Raw genomic sequence first — 23642 nt, 5'->3', positions numbered from 1 at the left:
AAGGGATATTCTCAACCCCAATCCAGCGAGAACGTGGGCAGGTTGCGGCGCTGGGTGAAGGTAACGATCTCGTGGCTTTCGGGGTCATCCAGCACGGCACGCACCAGCAGGTTGTTCATGTGGTGGCCGGACTTGCGGGCATGGTAGGCCCCCAGGATGGGATGCCCAATAAGATAGAGGTCGCCAATGGCGTCAAGCGCCTTGTGCTTCGCGAACTCGTCGCGATAGCGCAGGCCGTCGGAATTCAGCACGCGATCGTCGTCGACGACGATGGCGTTGTCCAGACTGCCCCCCAAGGCCAGCCCATGCTTGCGCAGCAATTCAACCTCGCTGGCCATCACGAAGGTGCGGGCGCGGGCGATTTCCTGGACGTAGGACGTGGTGGCGAAGTCGATCTCGATGCGCTGGCCGGTGGCATCAATGGCCGCCTGCCCGAAAGCGATCTCGAAGCTGAACTTCATGCCTTCATGGGGCTCCAGTCGCACCCATTTGTCGCCGTCGACAATCTCGACGGGCTTGAGGATGCGGATGAAACGCTTGGGCGCAGCCTGCTCTTCCAGGCCGGCCGATTGCAGCAGATAGACGAACGAGCCCGCCGAGCCATCCAGGATGGGCACTTCGCTGGCGGTGATGTCGATCTGTGCGTTGTCGATGCCCAGCCCTGCCAGGGCGGACATCAGGTGTTCGATGGTGTGGACGCTGACCTGCAGCCCCGGGCCTTCGACATCCGCCGACAGCGTGGTGTTGAGCCGCGTATCGGTGATGCGATGGGCAAGCGCCGGCAACTCGACGACCGGATCGAGATCCACCCGACGAAAGACGATACCGGAGTCGATCGGACCAGGCTTGATGTTGAGGGAAACCCGTTGCCCCGAATGCAGGCCGATACCGATGGCCTGCACCGGTCCACGCAGGGTTCGCTGTCTCAGCATCTTCCAACTCCGTCAGTGTTGGGGCCGGCATCATGGCCCGAAGGGATTCAGGGTCAGGCATTCATGGCCATGGGCTCATGGCCGTTCATCCATGGGCGACACGGACACGATCACCCCGCCATGACAGCGGCTGGGCGAGGCCCGTGGCCCTGGCGTGCCGGGCAGGTTCCTGAAACGCTGCGAACACCGGGCACTGCCCATGACGGCAGATGCCCCGGATCCACGCGACGCTTTTCGGACTGCGCCGGCCGCCGATCAGGGCCAGGATGGACGATCAGTCGGCCTGGCGACGCAGGAAGGCAGGAATGTCCAGACGCTCGACGCCCTTCTGGGACATGGCGTTGACACGCTCGGCCGCCTGGCTGCGCGGGTTGCGGAACACGTTCGGCTCATCCAGACCACCGATGGCATCCACCGTGTCCAGGGCCAGGTCGTCGGTACCGGTCTTGACGGCCGGCTGCGAGACCAGCTGGGGCTTGCGGACCACCTTGCCGATGCCGGTTGCCACGACGGTGACGCGCAGCGAGTCTTCCATGTCCTCGTCGTAGACGGTACCGTGGATGATGGTGGCGTCTTCGGCGCAGAACTGCTTGATGGTGTTGATGACCTCGTTGGTCTCACGCAGTTTCAGCGAGCGGCTGGCGGTGATGTTGACGATCACGCCGCGGGCACCATGCAGGTCGACGCCGTCGAGCAGCGGCGAGGAAACGGCCTGTTCGGCAGCCAGACGAGCGCGGTCCAGGCCCGAAGCCTCGCCGATACCCATCATGGCCTTGCCCTGCTCACCCATGATGGTCTTCACGTCAGCGAAGTCGACGTTCACCAGGCCGGGCACGTTGATGATCTCGGCAATGCCGGCCACCGCGTTGTGCAGCACGTCGTCGGCGCGCTTGAAGGCGTCTTCCAGGGTGGCGTCCTCGTCCATCACCTCGAAGAGCTTCTCGTTGAGCACCACGATCAGCGAATCCACCTGGCCGATCAGGTTCTCGATGCCTTCGTCGGCCACGCGCTGCTTGCGGCTGCCTTCGTAGTTGAAGGGCTTGGTGACCACGCCCACCGTCAGGATGCCGAGTTCCTTGGCGATCTCGGCGACCACGGGCGAAGCGCCGGTACCGGTGCCCTTGCCCATGCCGGCGGTGATGAACACCATGTTGGCGCCTTCCAGGGCAGCGCGGATGTTGCCACGCTCGGCCTGGGCTGCGGCCCGGCCTGCCTCGGGATTGGCACCGGCGCCCAGGCCGGCATCACCCAGCTGGATGGTGCGGCCGGCCAGCGAACGGGCCAGCGCCTGGCGGTCGGTGTTCACTGCGATGAACTCGACGCCCTGCACGCCACGGTTGACCATGTGGTTGACGGCATTGCCACCGCCACCACCGACGCCCACCACCTTGATGACGGCGCCATCGACATCTGTTTCCAACATCTTGAACGTCATAGCTGAAAAACCTCCTGTTTTGAATGAACAGTCGTCAGGCGCGCCGCTATGGCATGAGCCTCCGGACTGGCGGGTGCGGTACCGGGCAAGGATACCGTTCCCTGTCGGCCGCCCTTCCGGGCGGCCCGGCGATCATTCGGGATCGAACGTGATTCTGTCTCAGAAACTCCCGAAAAACCATTCTTTCATGCGGCGAATCGTGTCCCGGAAGGACCCCGACTGCTCCGCGACCTTGCGACCCTTCAGGCGCTGCTGGCGGGCTTCCTCCAGCAGGCCCATGGCCGTGGCGTACCTGGGTGTGCGAACGACATCGGAGAGGCTGCCGCTGTAGGCGGGGGCCCCCACGCGCACGGGCTTGAGGAAGATGTCCTCGGCCAGCTCGGCCATGCCCGGCAGCAGGCTGGAGCCGCCGGTGAGCACGATGCCGGACGACAGCGACTCTTCGTAGCCCGATTCGCGGATGGTCTGCTGGACCATCTGGAACAGCTCTTCCACGCGCGGCTCAATGACCGATGCCAGGCCCTGCTTGGACAGCGACCGCGGCCCGCGGTCACCGATGCCGGGCACCTCGATCTTCTCGCCCGGGTTGGCCAGCGTGGGCTTGGCCAGGCCGTGGCGCAGCTTGATCTCCTCGGCGTCGGCCGTGGGCGTGCGCAGCGCCATGGCAATGTCGTTGGTGATCTGGTCGCCCGCCACCGGAATGACGGCCGAGTGGCGGATGGAGCCACCGACGAACACGGCGATGTCGGTCGTGCCGCCACCGATGTCCACCAGTGCCACGCCCAGTTCCTTCTCGTCGTGGGTGAGCACCGCGTTGGCCGAGGCCAGCGGCTGCAGGATGAGATCCTGCACGGCCAGCCCGCAACGACGCACGCACTTGATGATGTTCTGCACCGCCGAGACGGCACCCGTCACCACGTGCACCTTCACGTCCAGCCGCACGCCGCTCATGCCCACCGGCTCGCGGATGTCCTCCTGGCCGTCGATGATGAACTCCTGGGGCAGCACGTGCAGGATCTGCTGGTCGGTGGGGATGGCCACCGCCTTGGCAGTCTCGATGACGCGCGCCACGTCGGCCTCGGTGACTTCCTTGTCCTTGATGGCCACCATGCCGATGGAGTTGAAGCTGCGGATGTGGCTGCCGGCGATGCCGGTGACCACCTGCTGGATCTTGTTGCCGGAAGTGATCTCGGCCTCTTCCAGGGCAGCCTGGATGGAGGCAACTGTCTTCTCGATGTCGACGACGACACCCTTCTTCAGGCCGTTCGATTCATGCTGGCCGGTGCCGATGACCTCGATCTCGCCATCCGCATGCAGCTCGGCCACGATCGCCACCACTTTCGAGGTGCCGATGTCCAGGCCTACCAGCAGATCCTTGTTGTCACGTGTCATGATCCGTTCCGGCACTCAATGAAGGTTGTCACGATGAGGATGACCGTTGCCGTCATGCGGTTCCAACGCTCCGGGAGCACGCACGGCAAAGCCGTTCGGGTAGCGCAGGTCGATGACCTCGGCACGGCCGTTCAGGCGCGCCTGGATCAGCGGATGCGCCGTGACCCAGCGGGCCACGCGGTCGGCCACGGGCAAGCCTTCGTCACGCCCCATCTTCAGGGTGATGCCACTGTCGAGCCGCGCCGTCCACGACTGGCGGTCGGACAGTTCCAGTTCCACCGGCTGCATCGACAGCGGCAGCAGTTGATGGGCCAGCTCGTCGTAACGGCGGGCGACCAGCGCCTGGCTGCCGTCCGGGCCGGACAGCAGCAGCAGGTTCTGGTGATTGGCAACTTCGGCAGGATTCACCGAAAACAGTTCCCCATGGGTGTTGACGAAACGACCGCTGTCATCCTTCCAGCGCGCCAGCACCTGGTGCTCCTCGAGCGCAACGAAAAGACGGTTGGGCCAGATGCGGCGAACTTCGGCACGACGTACCCAAGGTACCTGCTCGAAATGCTCACGGACACGATCCAGCCCCACGGTAAAGAAATTTCCTTCCAGACGATTGACGCCCTGGGCATCCATCATCCGTTGATCGACATGATCCAGCATGCGCCCGTTGACCGGCCCCACCTCGATGGCCAGCAGATCGAACGTCGATCGCTGGCCTACCCACCAGATGCAGGCAAGCAGCAGGCAGCCGAACGCAGCCATTACCATAACGTTGGCAATGGCGTTCAGCGCGCGCGGATCATGCCACAAATTCACGCAATTGCCTCCGATGCAACACGTCGTTGTATTTTCAGCGATGCCTGAGCCGTCAGGCCCAGAACCAGATCCTCATACGAGATGCCTGCGGCACGCGCCGCCATGGGCACCAGCGAGTGGCCGGTCATGCCCGGCGACGTGTTCACTTCCAGCAGCCAGGGCCGCTGCGTGCCGTCGTCCAGCATGATGTCGACACGCCCCCAGCCCTCGCAGCCCACGGCCCGGTAGGCCGCCTCGGCCAGCGACGCGATGTCGGCCGCCATGGCCGGCACGAGCGGTGCGGGGCACAGGTAGCGCGTGTCGTCGGTGAAATACTTGTTGCGGTAGTCGTAGTTGCCGTTGGGTGCACGGATCTCCACGATGGGTAGCGCACGCGCGGCCGCACCACTGCCGATGACGGCCACCGTCAGCTCGCGCCCCTGCACGAAACGCTCGGCCAGCACCGGAAAATCGATGTCGGCCGCACGCTCATAGGCGGCGGGCAGGCGGTCCAGCGAATCGACGCGGGTAAGGCCCAGCGTGGAACCTTCGTGCGGCGGCTTGATGATGAGCGGCAGGCCCAGGCGCTCGGCCAGTCCGGCCAGCTGATGCGGCCCCAGCAGCACTTCCCACGGCGGCGTGGGCAGGCGGCCTGCCTGCCACATCTGCTTGGTGCTGATCTTGTCGATGGCCACTGCCGATGCCATGACCCCCGAGCCGGTGTAGGGAATGCCCAGCATCTCCAGAACACCCTGGATGGTGCCGTCCTCGCCGTAGCGGCCATGCAGCGCAATGAAGGCGCGGTCGTAGCCGGCCTTTTCCAGGTCGCCCAGCGATCGCTCCGCCGGATCGAAGGCTTCGGCATTGACCCCCTTGGCCTGGAGGGCCTTCAGCACATTGCGGCCGGAATCCAGCGAGACATTGCGCTCGGAAGAATGTCCGCCCATCAGCACCACGACGCGTCCCAGCGCGTCGGGGTCGATCTGCACGGGGAACGGCAGCGGATTCAAGGATTCACTCATGCTCGGCTCCTTGTCGGGAAGGCGTGGCGGCGGACATCCGGGCCACGATCTGCGCAGGGATGGTACCGATGCTGCCCGCGCCCATCGTGATGACGACGTCGCCTGGCTGCACCAGTCCCAGTACCGTCGTCGGCAATTCGGCGACATCGGCGACGAACAACGGATCCCGCTGGCTGGCAAGCCGCACGGCGCGCACCAGTGCCCGACCGTCTGCAGCCACGATCGGAGGTTCACCGGCTGCGTATACTTCGGTCAGGATGAGCTGATCGGCCATGCCCAGCACACGGACGAAATCCTCGAAGAGATCGCGCGTGCGGGAATAGCGGTGCGGCTGGAAGGCCAGCACCAGCCGCCGCGTCGGAAAGGCGCCGCGAACGGCCCGAAGCGTCGCCTCGATCTCGACCGGGTGATGCCCGTAGTCATCGATGAGGGTAAAGGTACCCGATGCGGCTGCCGTTTGGCCAGCCTGTGCGCCCTCGCGCCCTTCACGCACGGGTACCGGCACCTCACCGTATCGTTCAAAACGTCGTCCAACCCCGCGGAATTCCGCCAATGCCGCGACAATGGCCTCAGCCTTCACCCCCAGTTCGGTGGCGATGGCAATGGCCGCCAGGGCATTGCGCACGTTGTGCTCGCCGCTCAGTGCCAGTGAGACCTCCAGGGGCGGCTCGTTCTCGCGCAGCACCTGGAAATGCATCCGGTCACCCTCGGCACGCACGTCCACGGCCCGCACCTGGGCATCCTCGCCCAGTCCATACGTGATGGTGGGCTTGGACACGAAGGGGACGATCTCGCGCACGTGCGGATCATCCAGACACAGCACGGCCGAACCGTAGAACGGCAGCCGGTTCAGGAAGTCGACGAACGCCTGCTTCAGACGGGCCATGTCATGGCCGTAGGTGTCCATGTGGTCGGCGTCGATGTTGGTGACGGCCGCAATCATGGGCAGCAGGTTCAGGAACGAGGCATCGGATTCATCCGCCTCGACCACGATGTAGTCGCCACTGCCCAGCCGGGCATTGACACCGGCGCTGTTCAGGCGCCCACCAATCACGAAAGTGGGATCCAGACCCGCCTTGGCCAGGATGGAGGCGACCAGGCTGGTGGTCGTGGTCTTGCCGTGCGTTCCGGCAATGGCCACCCCCTGCTTGAGCTTCATCAGCTCGGCCAGCATCAGCGCGCGCGGCACCACCGGCACGCGCCGGGCTCGGGCACGGCGCACTTCCGGATTGTCGGCGCGCACGGCCGTGGAGACCACCACGCAGTCGGCGTCTTCCACATGCTCGGCCTGGTGTCCAACGTGGACCTTGGCACCCAGGCTCTCCAGGCGCTCGAGCACCGTCGAGCGGTTCATGTCCGAACCGCTGACCGAATAGCCCAGGTTGAGGAGCACCTCGGCAATGCCGCTCATGCCGGCGCCGCCGATGCCCACGAAATGAATCTTCCGTACCTTGTGTTTCATGCTCTTGCCACTGCCTCGCAGGTATCTGCCACGATGGAGGCGGCATCGGGTTTGCCCAGGGCGCGTGCCTTGGCCGCCATGGCCGCCAGGGCCGGACGGTTGAAATGCGCCAGCAGCGACGACAGCCCCGAGGGCGTCAGCTCCGTCTGGGGAATGAGGATGGCCGCACCGGTTTCGGACAGGAAACGGGCATTGCCGGTCTGGTGGTCGTCCACCGCGTGCGGATAGGGAATCAGGATCGACGCGACCCCGGCCGCCGCCAGTTCGGACACCGTGGTGGCACCGGCACGGGCGATCACCAGATCGGCCTCGGAATAGGCTTCGGCCATGTTGTCGATGAATGCGACGGCCTGTGCGTCGACCGCTGCGTTCTTGTAGTTGGTCCGCAGCTCTTCGAGATGCGCACGACCACTCTGATGCAGGATCTCAGGGCGCCGCTCGGGCTCGATCAGACCGAAGGCGTTGGGAATGATGCGATTGAAGGCCTGCGCCCCCAGGCTGCCGCCCACCACCAGCACCTTCAGCGGACCGCTGCGCTCACGGTAGCGCAGCTCGGGCGCCGGAATGGCGGAAATGGCGCGGTTGACCGGGTTGCCCACCCAGACCGCCCGCGACATCGCGCCCGGGAAGGCCACCAGCACACGCGCCGCAAAGCGCGCCAGGAAGCGGTTGGCCATGCCGGCGACCGAATTCTGCTCATGCAGCACCATCGGCACGCCCAGCTTGCGCGCCACCAGCCCCCCGGGCACGGTGACATAGCCGCCCATGCCCAGCACCACATGCGGGCGCACCTGCTTGAAGGCCTTCTTCGCCTCGCCACAGGCACGGTGCAGACGCAGCGGCATGCGCAGCTTGGCCATCAGACCCTTGCCCCGGAAGCCCTGGAAATGCACGTGCTTCATCTCGATGTCGTGCTGGGGCACCAGCAGTGCCTCCATGCCGTCCGGGTTGCCCAGCCAGAAGATCTCCCAGCCGCGCTCGCGCAGCTGTTCAGCCACGGCCAGCCCCGGGAAGATGTGGCCGCCGGTACCGCCGGCCATGATCAGGACGCGCTTGGCGCTCATGCCATTTTCCCCCGCATCAGTCTGCGATTCTCGACATCGATGCGCAGCACGATGGCCATGGCCACGCAATTCATCAGGATGGCGGTGCCCCCGAAACTCATGAAGGGCAGCGTCAGACCCTTGGTGGGCAGAAGCCCGAGGTTCACGCCCAGGTTGATGAAGACCTGCAGGCCGATCCAGAGCCCGATGCCCTGCGCGACCAGCCCGTTGAAGAACTCCTCGAAAGCGATGGCCTGGCGGCCGATCTCGAAGCAGCGGCGAACCACCCAGAAGAACATCAGGATGACCACCAGCATCCCGACCATGCCCAGCTCCTCGCCGATGGTGGCGAACAGGAAGTCGGTATGCGGTTCGGGCAGGAAGTTGAGCTTGGCCACACCGGCGCCGAGTCCGCTGCCCAGCCATTCACCCTTTCCGATGGCCATCAGCGAATGGGTGAGCTGATAGCTGCTGCCCTCGGCATTGGCGCGCGCAAACGGATCCAGATAGGAGAAGAAGCGCGCCCGCCGGAAGGGCACCAGCAGGATGAAGGCAGCAAACACGAAGCCCAGGAACGCCGCCATGCCGAAGAAAAGCCGGGGGTTCATGCCGCCCAGAAAGAGCACGCCCATCGCCACCAGCAGGATGACGATCAGTGCGCCCAGGTCGGGCTGGCGCATGATGAGCATCCCGACCACCGACAGGGCGATGGCCATCGGAACGAACGCCCGCCACAGGTGCGGCATCAGGGCCTGCTTGCGCACGGCATAGTCAGCCACGTACAGCACCACGAAGAGCTTCATCAGCTCGGTGGGCTGCACGGTGGCCACACCCAGCGACACCCAGCGGTAGGCACCTCCTGCCCGCTTGCCGATGCCGGGCACGAAGACCAGGATCAGCAGCAGCACGCCACCGAAGAACAGCGGCCTGGCCAGCCGCTGCCAGCGTGCCGGCGGCACCGCGTACGCGAACAGCCCTGCCACCAGCGCCACGCAGATGGCCACGCTCTGGCGGATCAGATAGAAGGTGGAGGCATCACCGGACGGGTCGCGCTTTTCCATCAGCGCGATGGAGGCCGAATACACCATCACCAGGCCCAGCCCCAGCAGCAGCGCCGTCATCCACAGCAGCGCCTCGTCAAAGCGCTGCACGTTGCTGTTGGCCAGGGTGCGCTGCGTGAGCCCGCGGCTGGCGGCTGCCGGCGCACGGCGTCCGCGCGCAGCGGTGGCGGGCTTGCGCGCATCGGCAGCCCCTCCTCCCAGCCAGGCAAAGCCCGGCAATGCAGCCAGGCGATTCAGCATGGTTGACCTGCCTCCTCGGCCATGGCGCGCACGGCTGCGGCAAAGACCTCGCCCCGGTGGTCGTAGCCCCGGAACATGTCGAAGCTGGCGCAGGCCGGCGACAGCAGCACCACATCACCGGCCTGTGCAAGGCGTGCACAGGCACGCACGGCGGCATCCATGTCGGCAGCGTCTTCCAGCGCAACGCCGGTGTCTGCCAGCGCAGCGCGCAGGATCGGTGCATCACGGCCGATCAGCACCACGGCGCGGGCATGTGCGGCCACCGCCGGTGCCAGCAACGAGAAATCCTGATCCTTGCCAACGCCACCGGCAATCAGCACGGCGCGGCGGCCCAGGCCCTGCAGGGCGGCCACCGTGGCCCCGATGTTGGTCCCCTTGCTGTCATCGATGTACTCGATGCCGTTGACCACCGTGACCGGTTCGCAGCGGTGGTGATCGGTCACGAAGGCACGCAGCGCATGCAGCATGGCGCGCATCGGCACATCGCAGGCGCGCAGCAGCGCCAGTGCCGCCAGCACGTTGGCATGGTTGTGGGCGCCCTGCACACGCAGCGCGTCGGCCGGCATCAGGCGGTTGAGCACGAAATCCACGGGCTCGACCTTGCGACGACGACCACCAGGAATCTCTTCCGGCAAGGCCTCGGTCAGCCAGGCCAGACCGCCCTCACGCACCAGACCGAAGGCAGGTGCGGAATGTGGGGTGTGCAGCGAGAAATCGGTACGCGGCGCCAGCACGGGCACCTCGACCTTGGCCTTGGCGCGCGAACGCCCCTTGGCTGGCTGAGGAACCTCGGGTTCGGCAGGCACATCCCACGGCGCGGGCAGGTCCGGATCGGCCAGCGGGTCGTCGAGATTGACGACACGGCGCTCTGCTGCCGGGTAGATGCGCAGCTTGGCAGCCCGATAGTTTTCCATCGAGCCATGCCAGTCCAGATGGTCTGGCGTGACGTTGAGCACCACGGCCGCCTGGCAGGCGGGTGGCCGCGACACGGCCAGCTGGAAGCTGGACAGCTCAAGCGCCCACAGCCGCGGCATGGCGGCGGCGGCAGCACTGGGCGGCAGGCTCTCGGGCGCTGATTCATCCTCGGGCGCCGATTCCTGCAGCGGGGCCGGCACGGGCTCGATGGGCAGGTCGCCAAGGCGATCCATCAGCGCATCCAGCATGGAGGGACTGATGTTGCCGGCAGCCACGGCCTCCAGGCCCGCTTCGTTGGCCAGGAAGGCGCAGAGCCGCGTGACGGTGGTCTTGCCGTTGGTGCCGGTAATGGCCACCACATCGGTCCTGGCCCCCTGCGCGCGCAGCGTGGCGATGGCATCCATGAAGAAATCCAGCTCGCCATGAACAGGAATGCCCCGTTCGCGGGCGGCCGCATGCAGCGCGGCACCGGCACCCGTCTCGCAGGAGACGCCCGGGCTCCAGGCCAGCAGATCGATCTGGCCGGCCGCATCAAGCACACCGGCATCCAGCGTGCGGCTGTGGAAGGTTGCCCCCGGAACCTGTGCGTGCAGGGCATCCAGGCCCGGCGGCTGGGCGCGATCATCGAAAACCAGCACATCGCTGCCGGAACGCGCCAGCCAGCGCGCCATGGCCAGGCCCGACTGGCCCAGCCCGATGACGGCCGCCCGTTTCCGATTGAGTTCGATCATGCCCATGTCAACGCAGCTTCAGGGAAGACAGGCCAAACAGCACCAGGACCATGGTGACGATCCAGAAGCGGACCACCACCTGCGACTCCTTCACGCCGCCCACCTCGAAGTGATGGTGCAGCGGCGCCATGCGAAAGATCCGCCGGCCAGTGCCATAACGGCGCTTGGTGTACTTGAACCAGGACACCTGCAGCATCACGGAGACGGTTTCGGCCACGAAGACCCCTCCCATGATGAACAGCATGATTTCCTGGCGGACGATGACGGCGATGCAGCCCAGCGCGGCGCCCAGCGCCAGCGCACCCACATCGCCCATGAAGACCTGGGCCGGATAGGCGTTGAACCACAGGAAGGCCAGCCCCGCCCCGAAGATGGCGCCGCACAGCACGATCAGCTCGCCAGCGCCCGGCACATAGGAAATGAGCAGGTAGCGCGCGAACACCGCGTTGCCAGTGACGTAGGCGAAGATGCCCAGCGCACCGCCCACCAGCACCGCCGGCATGATGGCCAGGCCGTCCGCCCCGTCCGTGAGGTTGACGGCGTTGCTGGTGCCGACGATGACGAAATAGGTCAGCGCCACGAAGCCGGCCACGCCCAGCGGGATGTTCCATTCCTTGAGGAAGGGGATCTGCAGGTCGGTGGTCTCGGGCAGCGGCAGCGAGAAGCCGCTGCTCATCCACTGATGAAAGAGCTGGAAGGCCTCGGCCACCGACTGGGTGGGAATGGCAAAGGCCAGATAGAAGGCCGCCAGCAGCCCCAGTGCGCTCTGCCAGAAGTATTTCTCGCGCGCCGACATGCCCTTGGGATCGTGGTGAACGACCTTGCGGTAGTCATCGACCCAGCCCACCAGGCCGAAACCCAGCGTGACCAGCAGCACCACCCAGACAAAGCGGTTGGAAAGGTCCGCCCACAGCAGCGTGGACAGGCCCACGGCGATGAGCACCAGCACACCGCCCATGGTGGGCGTGCCGGACTTGACCAGGTGGGTCTGCGGGCCGTCCTGCCGGACCGCCTGGCCGATCTTCATGGCTGTGAGACGACGAATGACGGCCGGACCACACAGCAGGCCAATGAAGAGCGCCGTGAGCGTGGCCAGCACGGCACGCAGCGTGATGTAGTTGAATACCGAGAAAACGCGGTATTCGTTGGCCAACCATTGCGTGAGCAGCAACAGCATCAATGTTCTCCCTGCGGCGAGGCCGTCTCGGCCCACGCCCGGACAACGCGCTCCATCTTCATGAAGCGCGATCCCTTGACCAGAATGCTGGCGATGCCGGCCGGCGCCTGCGGATGTTCCGCCAGCAGCGCCTCGACCGTCTCCCAGTACTGCACGCCACCTGCCTGGGCTGCAGCTTTCATGTCCTTGCCAACCGCCCAGACCTGCTCGATGGCCCGACTGACGGCGTATTCACCCACTTCGCGGTGGAAGGCCTCGGCCTGTGCCCCGGTCTCGCCCATGTCGCCCATCACCATCAGGCGCGGGGCTGGCTGGTCGGCCAGCACGTCGATGGCAGCACGCATCGAATCGGGGTTGGCGTTGTAGGTGTCATCAATGAGGGGCACGCCCTGCGCGGTGTGCGTCCGCCGCAAGCGACCGCTGACCGGCTCGAAGGCAGCCAGACCGCGCACGATGGCCTCGACAGGAACCCCCAGCGCCAACGTGCAGGCTGCGGCAGCCAGTGCATTGCGCACGTTGTGACGGCCGGCGATGTTGAGCCGGATGTCGACGAGGGCCTCACCCAGGCGCGCGCGGAAATGCTCGGGACGCGCATCACGGGCCGCAGCCACGGACAGATAGGGCGTTCCGGCATCCGGCGTCGATTGCACATCAGCCTCCAGCGCTGCCTCATCGGCCACCAGGCCGAAGTTCAGCACACGCTGCCCTTGTGCCAGCGCCTGCCAGATGGGCGTGCAGGGGTCATCGCCCGGGAACACGGCCACCCCGCTGGCCGCCAGTGCACCGAACACGGTACCGTTCTCACGGGCGGTGGCCTCGGGGCCATCCATGAACTCCTGGTGTTCACGCTGGGCATTGAGCACCAGCGCCACCGATGGCTGTGTCATGGCGGCGAGGCCGGCGATCTCGCCCGGATGGTTCATGCCCATCTCGACCACGCCCATGCGGTGGGCATCACTCAGCCGCAGCAGCGTGAGCGGAACACCGATGTCGTTGTTGAAGTTGCCGCGCGTGGCAAAGGCCGCCTCTGCGCCCAGGTGCGCCACCAGAATGGCGGCGATCATTTCCTTGGCCGTGGTCTTGCCGTTGCTGCCGGTGACGGCAATCAGCGGGCACTCGAAACGACGACGCCAGCCGCCCGCCAGCGCACCCAGCGCACGGCGGGTATCGGGCACCCACAGCGTGGGCACGCGAACGCGCTCGGGGAACACTTCGGTCAGCACGGCGGCCGCACCGGCGTCGATGGCGGCGTCAATGAAAGCATGGCCATCGAAGCGGTCGCCGCGCAGCGCGATGTACAGGTCACCGGGGCGCACGGTGCGCGAATCGGTGGAAATGCCGGTGAAGCGCTCGGCACCGCTGCCGAACATCGTGACGTTGGGCAGCCACTGGTAGACGGTGCGCAGATCAAGCATGGGGCACCTCCCGGGTCTTGAGCGCCCAGTGCGAGGCCAGGGCCTGCGCGGCGAACTCAGGATCAGAGAACGGATGGAAGACGCCAGCAATTTCCTGCGTGGTCTCGCGGCCCTTGCCGGCGATCAGCACCACGTCGGCCGGTGCAGCCTGCGCAATGGCAGCGTCGATGGCAACGCGCCGATCAGCCTCGGTGCGCCAGGCCGGCTTCGACAGCCCCTGGCAGACATCAGCGATGATCTGTGCAGGATCCTCGTCACGCGGGTTGTCGCTGGTGACGACGACACGATCGGCCACCGCTTCGACGGCACGCGCCATCTCGGGGCGCTTGCCCCGGTCACGGTTACCGCCGGCACCGAAGACACAGCAGAGCTGCCCACCGCGCTGCCCGGCGATGTCGCGCAGGGCAGCCAGCACGTTGGTGAGCGCGTCAGGCGTATGGGCGTAGTCCACCACCACCAGCGGACATGCCGTCGAGGAGATGGCTGCGGCGGGAGCGGCCTCGCCTGCATCAGACACCTGCGCGGCCGGCAGACCAACAATTTCCATCCGGCCGGGTACCGGGTGCAGCTGATGCAGACCCTCGACGATGGCCGGGAAGTTCCAGCCCAGCGAACGCCACGCACCGGCCGCAGCCAGCGCGTTTTCCATGTTGAAGCGGCCCAGCACATTCAAGCGCAGCGTGGCGACGTTGCGGAACATCGCCTGCAGGCGCTGCTGGCGTCCATGGACGGAACCTGCGCCGCCGCTGGAGGCCACCGGGTCGGCCCCCACTTCAGGCAGCTGGAGCAGCGTCTTCACCACGCTGCCGGGGAACATCATCAGCACGTGCTGGCTGCTGTCCCGGTCCAGGGCCAGTTCCAGCACTTCGTCGCAGCGCATGGCCAGTTCGTAGAAGCGACGCAGGCGTGCACGGGCGTCATCGTCCATGGCCTGGAAGGCTGCGTCAGCCTGGCCGGCCTGCGGTGCGCCATGGGCATTGTTCACCCAGTAGCCGATGATGCGCGGTGCCGCCGTATGGCGATGCAGCACCTCGATGATCTCGGTTGCCAGCGGATCACCCAGGTTGACGACGGCTGCCTGCAGCGTGGGCCACGAGAACAGCCCGACCTTGGCGGCGCCGTAGGCCTGCATCGAACCGTGGTAGTCGAGATGGTCGCGGGTGAGATTGGTGAAGACGGCCGTATGGATGCAGGTACCCTGCATGCGCCCCTGCACCAGCCCGATCGACGAGGCTTCCATGGCCACCACACCGACTGGCGCTTCGGTGTCTGCGCGGAAGCGCTGGAACAGCGTCTGCAGCGTGAGCGGATCAGGTGTGGTGAGGCCGATGTATTCCAATGCCCCGGGTGTGCCGACTCCGTTGGTACCGATGACGACACCCCGGCCTCGGCCGGGTTGCATGGCGGCATCGGCATCACCATCCAGGGCGATGACCAGACCGGCAAATTCGGCAGGACGCTGCGTTGAGGCACTGGCGGCAGGACGGCTCGGCGTATTCGCATCAACAGCCTGGGCGTCGCCGGTACGTGCCAGACGATCGTTCACCCCCTGGGCGATCCAGTGGGTAGTACTGGTCTTGCCGTTGGTGCCGGTGACAGCCACCACATCCAGCACCTGGCTGGGGTGGTCGTAATACTCGTCGGCCAGTGCACCCAGCTGGCTACCCAGGCACGGCACGTAGCAGACGGGCACCTGGATGCCGGCCGGCAGCGTCGGCAGATTCTTGAAGTAATCGAAATTCCCGCAAGCGGCGTGCTCGGCCTGCACCACGTCCCCTTCGGCAGCGTCTTCTGCCTGGCAGGCCTGCGCCGGGATGGCCACGACGACGGCGGCCGCACCCTGCTGCACCGCCTGCGCGATGAAGGTGCTGCCATCCTGGCGCCGACCATGCAGCGCAAAGAAGGCATCACCCTTGCCAACGCGGCGGCTGTCGGAAACGAGACGCCCGGTGGCAGGAAGATGCTCCCGCAACCAGGCGACCAGTTCCGTCGGCTCGACCAGGCCCTTGAGGCCGTTCGGGGACTCCGCCATCAGGCCCCTCCCCTTCCACTGCCCGGGCGTTCGTTCTCCTGCCGGACGGCCAGGCGAGGCTTGCCCTCATCGGCCGATGAGGTCTTGGGTCTGCCCTTGGCCGGCGGGATGAGCGTATGACGCGGCACGCTGACATTCTGGACGCGGCCGACATCACCCGGCGCGCGCGGCACGCTGCCAGGCCCCACCACCAGCTCGGGGCTGATCGGGGAGATCATTGTCTCGAACGGGGCATCGGGCTCGACGGCCAGCGTGTGCAGCGCCTCGCCCGTGATACGTGCGAACACCGGCGCAGCGATGTCCGAACCGTAGTACTTGCCGGCACCCGGCTCATCGATCATGACGGCGACGATGACACGCGGGTTGGACATGGGCGCCATGCCGATGAAGGAGCTGACGTATTTCTTGACGTAGCGGCCACCTTCCAGCTTCTTGGTGGTGCCGGTCTTGCCGCCGATGCGATAGCCCGGCACGGCTGCCCGGCTGACGGCATCCTTGTTGCCCGCTGACATCTCCAGGATGTGGCGCATGGTGGCGGCCGTCTGCGGACGGATGACCGGCGTGCCACGCACGGGAGCGTTGAAGCCGGCGCCCAGGGCGGCACCGCCACGTGCGGACACCTGGATGGCACGAACGCGACGCTCTTCTTCGGGAATGATCAGCTGGGCAGGCAACACCTCACCACCACCCGCGAAGATGGTGTAGGCGCGTGCCATCTGCAGGAGCGACACCGACAGGCCATGCCCGTAGGAAATGGTGGCGTGCTCGATGGGCTTCCACTTGGTATAGGGACGCAGACGACCTGCGGCAGCACCGGGGAAACCGATGCGGGGCGCCTGACCGATGCCGACGGCATCCAGCATCTTCCAGTGGTCCTCGGGCGGCATGCTGAGCGCCATCTTGGCGGTGCCGATGTTGGAGCTCTTCTGGATGACCTGCTGCAGCGTCAGCAGTTCCTTGTTGCGGTGTGCGTCACGAATGATGTCCGGACCGATCTTCATGAAGCCTTCGCGGGCGTCGAAGAGCGACGACGGCGAATAGCGACCGCTGTCCAGCGCCAGCGCGGCGGTGAACACCTTCAGGGTGGAACCCGGCTCGTACAGGTCGGTGATGGCGCGGTTGCGCAGCCCGTTGCCGTTGAGGGTGCGGCGGTCGGCCGGGTTGTACGACGGCCAGTTGGCCAGCGCCAGGATCTGGCCGTTGCGGGCGTCCAGCACCACGGCAGCACCGGCCTTGGCCTGCTGGGCAGCGACGGCTTCCTTGACGGCCTGGAAGGCCTGGTACTGGATGCGCGAGTCGATGGTCAGCTTCAGGTCGCGGCCGTCCTGCGGCTCCTTGATCTGGTCGATGTCGCTGATGATGCGGCCGCTGCCGTCACGCACGACACGACGGCTGCCCGGCTTGCCGGCCAGCGTGGACTGGAAGGCAAGCTCCAGACCCTCCTGACCCACATGAGCCAGGTCGGTGAAGCCCACCAGGTGTGCGGCGATTTCGCCCTCGGGGTAGTTGCGCTTGTATTCGCTGTCCTGACCGATGCCGTGGATGCGCAGCGCGGCGATCCGCTCGGCGGTGTCCAGATCGACCTGGCGCTTGAGGAAGACGAAGCTGCGGTCACCATGGGTAAGCTTGGCCTGCAGATCCTGCGGCTTCATGCCCAGCAGGCGCGCGAGGTCCATCAGGCGCGGGTCAGACAGGTCCACGCGGTCGGCGTAGGCCCAGATGGAACGTGCCGGCAGGCTGGAGGCCAGCACGACGCCGTGACGGTCGAGAATGCGGCCGCGGTTGGCCTGCAGTTCGATGGTCTTCTCGTAGCGCTGGGCACCCTGTGCCTGCAGGAAGGGTTTGGAAGCCGTCTGCAGGTAGAACGCCTTGATGCAGAGCGCCGAGAACGCCACGAACAGCAGGGCGAACATGAAACGCGAGCGCCACAGCTGCAAACGCGCCTGCAGCAGGTGCGGGGCGGCGAATTTGACTGATTTGGGCATCAGCGACTTCCTCTCAGGTAAATCGTGCGCTCGGGGGTCAGCGCAATCATCCCCAGGTCCTGTCGGGCACGGGCGTCCAGCAGCGAGGGCTTGGCCAGTCGGGTGATCTCGATCTGCAGCTGGGAGAAGCGAACTTCCAGCTCGCGGGTCTGACCCTGGGCCTGCTCCATCTCCGTGTTCAGGCGCCGTGCACGGTTCTGGGCCGTGACCAGCAGCAGGGCTGCAATCATCAGCAGGACGGCCAGCACGATATTGATCCGGTTGAGCATCATGTCCGTGCGCTCCTCAATGCAGCACCGACGGCAGCCGTTCGGCCACACGCAGGATGGCCGAGCGCGCCCGCGGGTTGGTCGCCACCTCGGCTTCGCCGGGCAGGACGCGTCCCAGGGACTTGAGCAGCGGCTCGGCCAGCCATGCGCCGGTCACGGGGTGACGCTCGGCATCACGGCCAGCGTGACGTGCGATGAACTGCTTGACCACGCGGTCCTCGTTGGAATGGAAGCTGATCACGGACAGGCGCCCGCCAGTGGCCAGGCGCCGCAGGGCGACATTCAGGACCCGCGCGAGCTCGCCGCCTTCGTCATTGGTGTGAATCCGTAGAGCCTGAAAGGTGCGTGTGGCCGGATTTTTCGCCGAATTCTTTTGCCGCCGACGGATGACCCCCGCCACGAGATCGGCAAGCTGTCGTGTTGTCTGAATGCCCTGGCCGTCGGTCTGGTCGCGGCGAGCAGCAATCTCCTTTGCAATCGGAAAAGCAAACCGTTCGTCACCATCTCTTTTCAATACCTCGGTAATCTGTTCGACCGTGGCCTGCATCAGCCATTCATGCGCCGACAGGCCCACGGTCGGATCCATGCGCATGTCCAGCGGACCATCGCCGGTGAAACTGAAGCCCCGGCGGGGATCGTCGACCTGCGGCGACGAGATGCCCAGGTCCAGCAGCAGCCCGTCGATGTGCGTCAGTCCGTGCGCATCGAGCACCTCGTCCAGCGACGAGAAGCGGGCGTGCACGATCTCGAACCGTGCGTCACCGCTTTCCTGTTTCCATGCCCGAGCTGCTGCCACTGCTTCCGGATCCCTGTCCAACGCCAACAGACGGCCTTTCGGTCCGAGGGCCTGCAGAATGTGCCGGCTGTGCCCCCCGCGTCCGAACGTGCCGTCCACGTACACCCCATCCGGGCGGATGGCCAGGGCCGCGACCGCCTCGTGCAGCAGCACGGGCAGATGCGCCCCCGACGACAAACCCTCCCGGTCCATGTCCGCACCTCCTTCCATCGTTCAGAGGCCCGGAATGTCGCCCAAGTCTTCCGGCAAGCCGGCCGCAGCCTGCTTGTCCAGATAGGCTTCCCAAATCTGCTCATCCCACAGCTCGAAGCGGGTCAGGTCTCCGACCATGACCACCTTGCGATCGAGCTTGCCGGCCCGACGCAGGATCGGGCTGACCAGGATGCGTCCTGCACCATCCATCTCCACGGTTTCTGCCGAGCCGATCAGCAGACGACGGATACGGTCGTCCTTGGAGGTCAGCACGGAGGCGATGTGCTCACGTACCTTCTCCCATTCCGGCAGCGGGTAGATCCGCAGAAGATCACCAAAGTGCCGGGTCAGCACGAGCTTGCGCACGCCCTGTTCTTCGAGCACACCGCGCCACTGCGACGGGATCGTCAGACGACCCTTCGCATCCAGCGACAGCGGGAAGCTCCCTTCGAACATTGGCTTACCAACCCGGTTGATGAATGGGCGGCGGCGATGCCGGCCCGATCCGGACCAGGCTGCGCTGCCACCTCGACGGTGGTGGCGGGCCTGCGAGAGGTACGCCTTCGGTGAATTTTCCCACCGTGGCCCACCTTTTCCCACAAATCCCCACCAGATCGAAGAATACGAGGGGTTCCGGGCAGCGTCAAATCAGGAGAAAGTGTTTTTTCCTGCTATGACAATGACTTACAGAAGATCGCTCATCCTGGAAAAGCAACCGTCCGACCACTTTTCACGCACTTAGCGGCGTCACTGAAAGTAAGCCATCAACTAATTGGCAGTTATTTGCAACACTTCTACAACGATTGTGAAAAAACCGGGGGCGATCGGCGGTATTTCCAGCCGACGAACGGTCGTTGAAGCGTTGCCTTCCTGGCTAAAGAATGAGCCGTTCATGCGGCCTGTGGTGGCGCCGCGACCGATCTCGGCACGAAGACGACAGGCGACGCAGCCTTTTTGCCATGCGTCATGACAACCTTTTTGCCCGGGAAAGCAGCAAGGGTTGACAGACGAAGGGGCTTGCACCAAGCCGGACAATGCCACGAGGGGGCGTGGCCCAAGGCCCGGAAAAGAAGGGATGGAGCGGGTCTGTAGGCCGGATTCTGTCCACCTGGGAAGGTGTGACGGTCATTCATCTGGGCCAACCGTTGCCGGCCGGCTCTAGCCATCCACCCGCACGCTCGGGCGGGCGCCCTGTGCAGCCGAGGCTGCGTCGCGTGCCTACATGATGTTGCTCCGGATGGGGTTTGGCGTGCCACGCCTGTCACCAGCCGCGCGGTGGGCTCTTACCCCACCTTTTCACCCTTACCCGGCAGGCTGAGCTGCCGGGCGGTCTGTTTTCTGTGCCACTGTCCGTCGCTTTGGGGACAAAGTGGGACGCCGCCCCACTTTGTCCTTATGGCGCCTGGCCGTTAGCCAGCATCCTGCCCGCAGGAGTCCGGACCTTCCTCCGGGTTGCCCCGGCGACCGTCCGACCCGCTCCGGCCGGGAATGTAACACCAGATGCCCGAACCCGGTGGCTTCGGGGACTTTCCACCAGCGACACGACACACCGGCATTCCGTCACGGCCGGCCGTCGGCATCCGGCCGCCGACGGCAACCCGCCGTGCGTGGCCAACCATTCATCCACTCTGCCTCGACAGGCAAGGGCTGAAACCGGATGCTGGCGCGGATCTCCCAACGAGGATCTTGCTGATGAAACGTCTTCTGAAGCGCGCACTGGCTGGCAGCCTGTCGCGCACGATGCTGGCCGCCGTGGCGGGCGCGGGCCTGGCTGCCGCCAGCCTGCCGGCCCAGGCCGTCGAGTACCCGGTCAACTTCGGTGAGCCGGTCGTGCTGTCCGAACGTGGACAGCCGCTGAAGGTACTGCTGCCCTTCGAGGGCACGCCCAACGACCGGGCCTCTGCCGTTGCCTTCCTGGTGGAGAATGCCGAAGTGCCCGAGGGCTTCCGTGCCCCTGTCGCCCGCAACTTCGTCATCATGCGGCCGGATGCGTCGCCGTACGTGATCTTCCATTCGGAAGAAGATGTGACGGCACCGCAGATCCTGCTGACGGTGAACGTGATGGGCGACCCGAACAGCCCCTATCAGATGCGCCTGAGCATTCCCGAGAGCGGAAGCGACCGGACGATGATGGCCATGGGCGGCGACAACGGACGCCAGGGCGCCCGTCGGGGCGGCCGTGGAGCCAACTCGTTCCGCAAGGTGCCTGCCCCGATGGCGCGCACCGATCTGCCCCCGAAGTGATCAACCATCCAGGGCAGCCGGGCGCAGTGGCCTGAAGATCCTCTCGTCCGCATAGAAGGCAGGATCCGCATTGGCCGGATCCCAGCCTGGCCAACCCTGGAGTGGCAATGGCAGCAACAAGGCCGGGCGCAGCGCCTGCTGCCCGGCCAGTTCGCACAGCCGGGCAGCCGTGCCCCGGTCCAGGCCGTACCGGGGGTCCGGACACGGCAGCAGCTTGGCCGTCATGGACTTGTAGGGACGGTGAAGCTTCTCCAGCAAGCCATGCCCGACGATGACGGGCGCATTCCGCGCTGGCCCTGAGACCAGGCTCAGCACCTCACCGGCATGAGCATCGTCGCGCATTGTCGGTAATTCAGACGTGCCGCCCATCAACGCCTGCCGACGCTCGACGAAGAGGCTGCACCATTCCCGCGCCTCCAGCATCCGCACCCATTCTGGCGCGGGCGCTGGCCATAATGCACCATTCTCATCCAGCAAGGTCAGGGCATCGCGCAAAGGCCCCCGGCCTCGGCGCCCCTTCTGGCCGGTGGACGCACCTGACGCCACATGAGCAGAAGACACGGTCTCCCGCTCAGGTTCATTACCGGTTTGCAGCGCCTCACTTTCCGCCTGCTGACAATGCAGCCAGTTGATGGCAGCCTTCAGACGCGGAAAGCGCAGCCAGACCAGGGCATTATGGAAGTCGTGCCGCGCACCCAGCCCCAGAGGCTTGCACGGAACCCGGCCGGTTTCCAGAATGCTGCGTTCATAATCCACGGCGCCCACGTCGCTGCCCGAGACGAACCGCAGGGACATGCCCCGGACCGAACGCAGGCCGCGCCAGACCGCCAACCGGTTCATGAACGGCAACCAGTGCTCGGCGTCCCAGGTTGAGGGATCGTCTTCTTCAGGAGCGGCATCCAGCCCTGCTTCCTCATGCACCAGCAACAAGGCTGCGGCGCGTTCTCCCGCCGCCTCAAGCGCCATGTCACGCAGGCGACGCAACAGCGGCCAGTAAGGCGCAAAGCCCGGGTGACGCCAGCCGGAACTGGCCAGCCGTCGAAGCAGGGGCACCGACACTCGTGAACTCTTCATGGTGGGCTTCACACATTGCCTACGCGACCATAACAATTCCACCACAAAGCCGGGTCAACCCGGTACCCTGACATCCCGTTTTTTGCGGTGTTGGCCAGCCTTCGGCAGGCCCCTTTCAGGAGCAACCATGTTCCAGACGGTCTTTGCGCATCGGTTTGGCACGTTGGGCTGCGTCGCGGCAGCCTCTCTGGCCCTGGCCAGCCTGGCTGCGCCCCAGGCGGCACACGCCCGCCAGACCAAGGCCTTCACGGTCCAGATTTCCGGCCTGTACGCCGGCCCTGCCCCCGACTACCCACAGCTGGAGCGGTTGACGCCGCAGACCAGCGTCAACATCCTGAGCTGCCTGCCAGACTTCGGCTGGTGTGACGTGGCGGCCAACGGCTTTCGGGGCTGGATGAATGCCCGCAATCTGAGCATCATGGTGGACGGCTATGGCCGACCGGTCCCCGTGGTGGGGCCGACGGTGGGCGTGCCCGTCAGCCGCTTCGCGCTCGGACCGTACTGGATGGCGCACTATCGCAACCAGCCCTGGTTCGATGATCCGCGCTTCGCGCAGGAGCTGAACGCTTACCGTGTCCAGAGCCGGATCGGCAACACCACCATTGAAGTGGAGCGCACCTGGCGCGCCCGGCCGCAATACGAGCCGTATCCGGTCTATGTGGAACCCGGCCCCTCCGTGTATGTGGACCCGCCGGTCATCTATGCGCCCGCTCCCGTGTACGAGGCCCCGGTCTACCAGGCGCCCCCCGTCTACCGGCCGGCCCCCGTGTACCGCCCGGCGCCCGTCTACGAGGTGCCTGAATACTATGAAGTTCCCCGCATGCCGGAGCAGCGCCCGCCGCGCGTGAATCCGCTGCGTCCCTCGCCCGACTTCCCCGACCCCGCACCACTGCCCATGGAGCGGTCGGGCGAGCGCTCCCTGCCCGGTCAGCAGATCATCACTCCGGGAGGTCGGGCACTGAAATGAACGGCTTGCCTACTCCCTTGCGACCCTCGGCCGAAACCATCCAGGCCTATGAACAGACCGACTACCTGGCCGAAGATCACCCCCCGGTCTGCCTGCGCATCGGTGACAGCGGTCAGCAGCACCGGGCGTGGCTGGCCCGTCATGGTGCCACGTCGGCCAGCATCCTGACGGCCTGGAATCCTTTCGGCCAGGAGCTGGCCCGTGCCGAGAACGACGCCCTGCAGGCCCGGTTGCAGACCACCATCCTGCACAGCAATCTGGCCTGGCTGCCCGCCCGGGGTGAAGACCCCAAAGGCAGCTGGCAGCCAGAACCGGGCTTCTGCGTCTTCGACATGCCCCCCGCCCTGCTGGATGAATGGCTTCAGCTGTTTCGTCAGAATGCGGCGGTGCGGCTGGATGCCAACGAGGGGTGCCGACTGGTCTGGCATCCCGAGATCGCCCGGATGCTGACCCAGCCATCCTGACCCGC

At 65.9% G+C, this 23642-nt stretch carries 20 protein-coding genes and 1 other RNA gene; 3 read left to right on the top strand and 18 right to left on the bottom strand.

The annotated features are described in order from the left end of the window. Positions 1-11: 11 nt before the first annotated feature. The 17 genes from lpxC to rnpB all read right to left on the bottom strand — a co-directional run bounded on the left by lpxC (position 12) and on the right by rnpB (position 20368). A complete protein-coding gene (gene lpxC / locus EL249_RS04220; RefSeq protein WP_005674145.1) occupies positions 12-932 on the bottom strand; it encodes a UDP-3-O-acyl-N-acetylglucosamine deacetylase in 921 nt (306 codons plus the stop codon). Positions 933-1206: 274 nt separating this feature from the next. After that, complete coding sequence (gene ftsZ / locus EL249_RS04215; RefSeq protein WP_005674148.1) at positions 1207-2367, bottom strand: cell division protein FtsZ; 1161 nt, start codon at positions 2365-2367, stop codon at positions 1207-1209. Between the two features lie 159 nt (positions 2368-2526). Next, entirely contained in the window at positions 2527-3759 is a 1233-nt protein-coding gene (gene ftsA, locus EL249_RS04210) for a cell division protein FtsA (RefSeq protein WP_005674150.1), read from the bottom strand. Between the two features lie 15 nt (positions 3760-3774). Beyond that, positions 3775-4569 carry a cell division protein FtsQ/DivIB gene (locus EL249_RS04205; RefSeq protein WP_005674152.1) on the bottom strand — a complete coding sequence of 265 codons (795 nt, stop codon included), beginning with the start codon at positions 4567-4569 and terminating at the stop codon, positions 3775-3777. After that, positions 4566-5570 (bottom strand): D-alanine--D-alanine ligase, encoded by a 1005-nt coding sequence (locus tag EL249_RS04200; protein ID WP_005674153.1) that lies wholly within the window; start codon positions 5568-5570, stop codon positions 4566-4568. The genes EL249_RS04205 and EL249_RS04200 overlap by 4 nt, the downstream gene beginning before the upstream one ends. After that, on the bottom strand, positions 5563-7032 hold the full coding sequence (gene murC / locus EL249_RS04195; protein ID WP_005674154.1) for a UDP-N-acetylmuramate--L-alanine ligase: 1470 nt from the start codon (positions 7030-7032) through the stop codon (positions 5563-5565). Before murC ends, EL249_RS04200 begins: the two co-directional genes overlap by 8 nt. Beyond that, on the bottom strand, positions 7029-8096 hold the full coding sequence (gene murG / locus EL249_RS04190) for an undecaprenyldiphospho-muramoylpentapeptide beta-N-acetylglucosaminyltransferase (protein WP_005674155.1): 1068 nt from the start codon (positions 8094-8096) through the stop codon (positions 7029-7031). The genes murC and murG overlap by 4 nt, the downstream gene beginning before the upstream one ends. Continuing rightward, positions 8093-9376, bottom strand: a complete 1284-nt coding sequence (ftsW, locus tag EL249_RS04185; protein WP_005674156.1) for a putative lipid II flippase FtsW — start codon at positions 9374-9376, stop codon at positions 8093-8095. The genes murG and ftsW overlap by 4 nt, the downstream gene beginning before the upstream one ends. After that, positions 9370-11022, bottom strand: coding sequence for a Mur ligase family protein (locus EL249_RS04180; RefSeq protein WP_040531686.1), 1653 nt, complete (start codon positions 11020-11022; stop codon positions 9370-9372). The genes ftsW and EL249_RS04180 overlap by 7 nt, the downstream gene beginning before the upstream one ends. A 7-nt stretch (positions 11023-11029) precedes the next feature. Then, the gene (gene mraY, locus EL249_RS04175) at positions 11030-12199 is read right to left on the bottom strand and encodes a phospho-N-acetylmuramoyl-pentapeptide-transferase (RefSeq protein ID WP_005674158.1); all 1170 of its coding nucleotides are present in this window, start codon (positions 12197-12199) and stop codon (positions 11030-11032) included. After that, positions 12199-13614, bottom strand: a complete 1416-nt coding sequence (locus EL249_RS04170) for a UDP-N-acetylmuramoyl-tripeptide--D-alanyl-D-alanine ligase (RefSeq protein WP_005674159.1) — start codon at positions 13612-13614, stop codon at positions 12199-12201. The genes mraY and EL249_RS04170 overlap by 1 nt, the downstream gene beginning before the upstream one ends. Further along, positions 13607-15646 carry a Mur ligase family protein gene (locus EL249_RS13470; RefSeq protein ID WP_005674160.1) on the bottom strand — a complete coding sequence of 680 codons (2040 nt, stop codon included), beginning with the start codon at positions 15644-15646 and terminating at the stop codon, positions 13607-13609. The genes EL249_RS04170 and EL249_RS13470 overlap by 8 nt, the downstream gene beginning before the upstream one ends. Continuing rightward, positions 15646-17631, bottom strand: coding sequence for a peptidoglycan D,D-transpeptidase FtsI family protein (locus EL249_RS04160; protein WP_005674161.1), 1986 nt, complete (start codon positions 17629-17631; stop codon positions 15646-15648). Before EL249_RS04160 ends, EL249_RS13470 begins: the two co-directional genes overlap by 1 nt. Then, on the bottom strand, positions 17631-17903 hold the full coding sequence (gene ftsL / locus EL249_RS04155) for a cell division protein FtsL (protein WP_005674162.1): 273 nt from the start codon (positions 17901-17903) through the stop codon (positions 17631-17633). The genes EL249_RS04160 and ftsL overlap by 1 nt, the downstream gene beginning before the upstream one ends. Positions 17904-17916: 13 nt before the next feature. Beyond that, the gene (gene rsmH, locus EL249_RS04150) at positions 17917-18888 is read right to left on the bottom strand and encodes a 16S rRNA (cytosine(1402)-N(4))-methyltransferase RsmH (RefSeq protein ID WP_050782077.1); all 972 of its coding nucleotides are present in this window, start codon (positions 18886-18888) and stop codon (positions 17917-17919) included. A 21-nt stretch (positions 18889-18909) separates the two neighbouring features. Then, positions 18910-19344 carry a division/cell wall cluster transcriptional repressor MraZ gene (gene mraZ, locus EL249_RS04145; RefSeq protein ID WP_005674165.1) on the bottom strand — a complete coding sequence of 145 codons (435 nt, stop codon included), beginning with the start codon at positions 19342-19344 and terminating at the stop codon, positions 18910-18912. Between the two features lie 617 nt (positions 19345-19961). Then, positions 19962-20368: RNase P RNA component class A (gene rnpB, locus EL249_RS04140), an RNA gene on the bottom strand. Between the two features lie 212 nt (positions 20369-20580). On the opposite strand from rnpB, the gene EL249_RS04135 reads away from it, so the two are divergent. After that, positions 20581-21132 carry a hypothetical protein gene (locus tag EL249_RS04135; RefSeq protein WP_005674166.1) on the top strand — a complete coding sequence of 184 codons (552 nt, stop codon included), beginning with the start codon at positions 20581-20583 and terminating at the stop codon, positions 21130-21132. On the opposite strand, the gene EL249_RS04130 is transcribed toward EL249_RS04135, so the two are convergent. Beyond that, positions 21133-22206, bottom strand: coding sequence for a DUF3025 domain-containing protein (locus EL249_RS04130; RefSeq protein WP_126348076.1), 1074 nt, complete (start codon positions 22204-22206; stop codon positions 21133-21135). 127 nt (positions 22207-22333) lie between these two features. On the opposite strand from EL249_RS04130, the gene EL249_RS04125 reads away from it, so the two are divergent. Then, positions 22334-23173: an SH3 domain-containing protein gene (locus EL249_RS04125; RefSeq protein ID WP_005674168.1), complete on the top strand. Its 840-nt coding sequence runs from the start codon at positions 22334-22336 to the stop codon at positions 23171-23173. Between the two features lie 5 nt (positions 23174-23178). Continuing rightward, positions 23179-23637: a DUF3293 domain-containing protein gene (locus tag EL249_RS04120; RefSeq protein WP_169311689.1), complete on the top strand. Its 459-nt coding sequence runs from the start codon at positions 23179-23181 to the stop codon at positions 23635-23637. Positions 23638-23642 lie beyond the last annotated feature (5 nt).

Origin of the sequence: Lautropia mirabilis (genome assembly GCF_900637555.1) — a bacterium.
Lineage (GTDB): Bacteria > Pseudomonadota > Gammaproteobacteria > Burkholderiales > Burkholderiaceae_E > Lautropia > Lautropia mirabilis.
The sequence above is the reverse complement of the archived record's forward strand: the minus strand, read 5'-3'. Positions and strand labels throughout refer to the sequence as shown.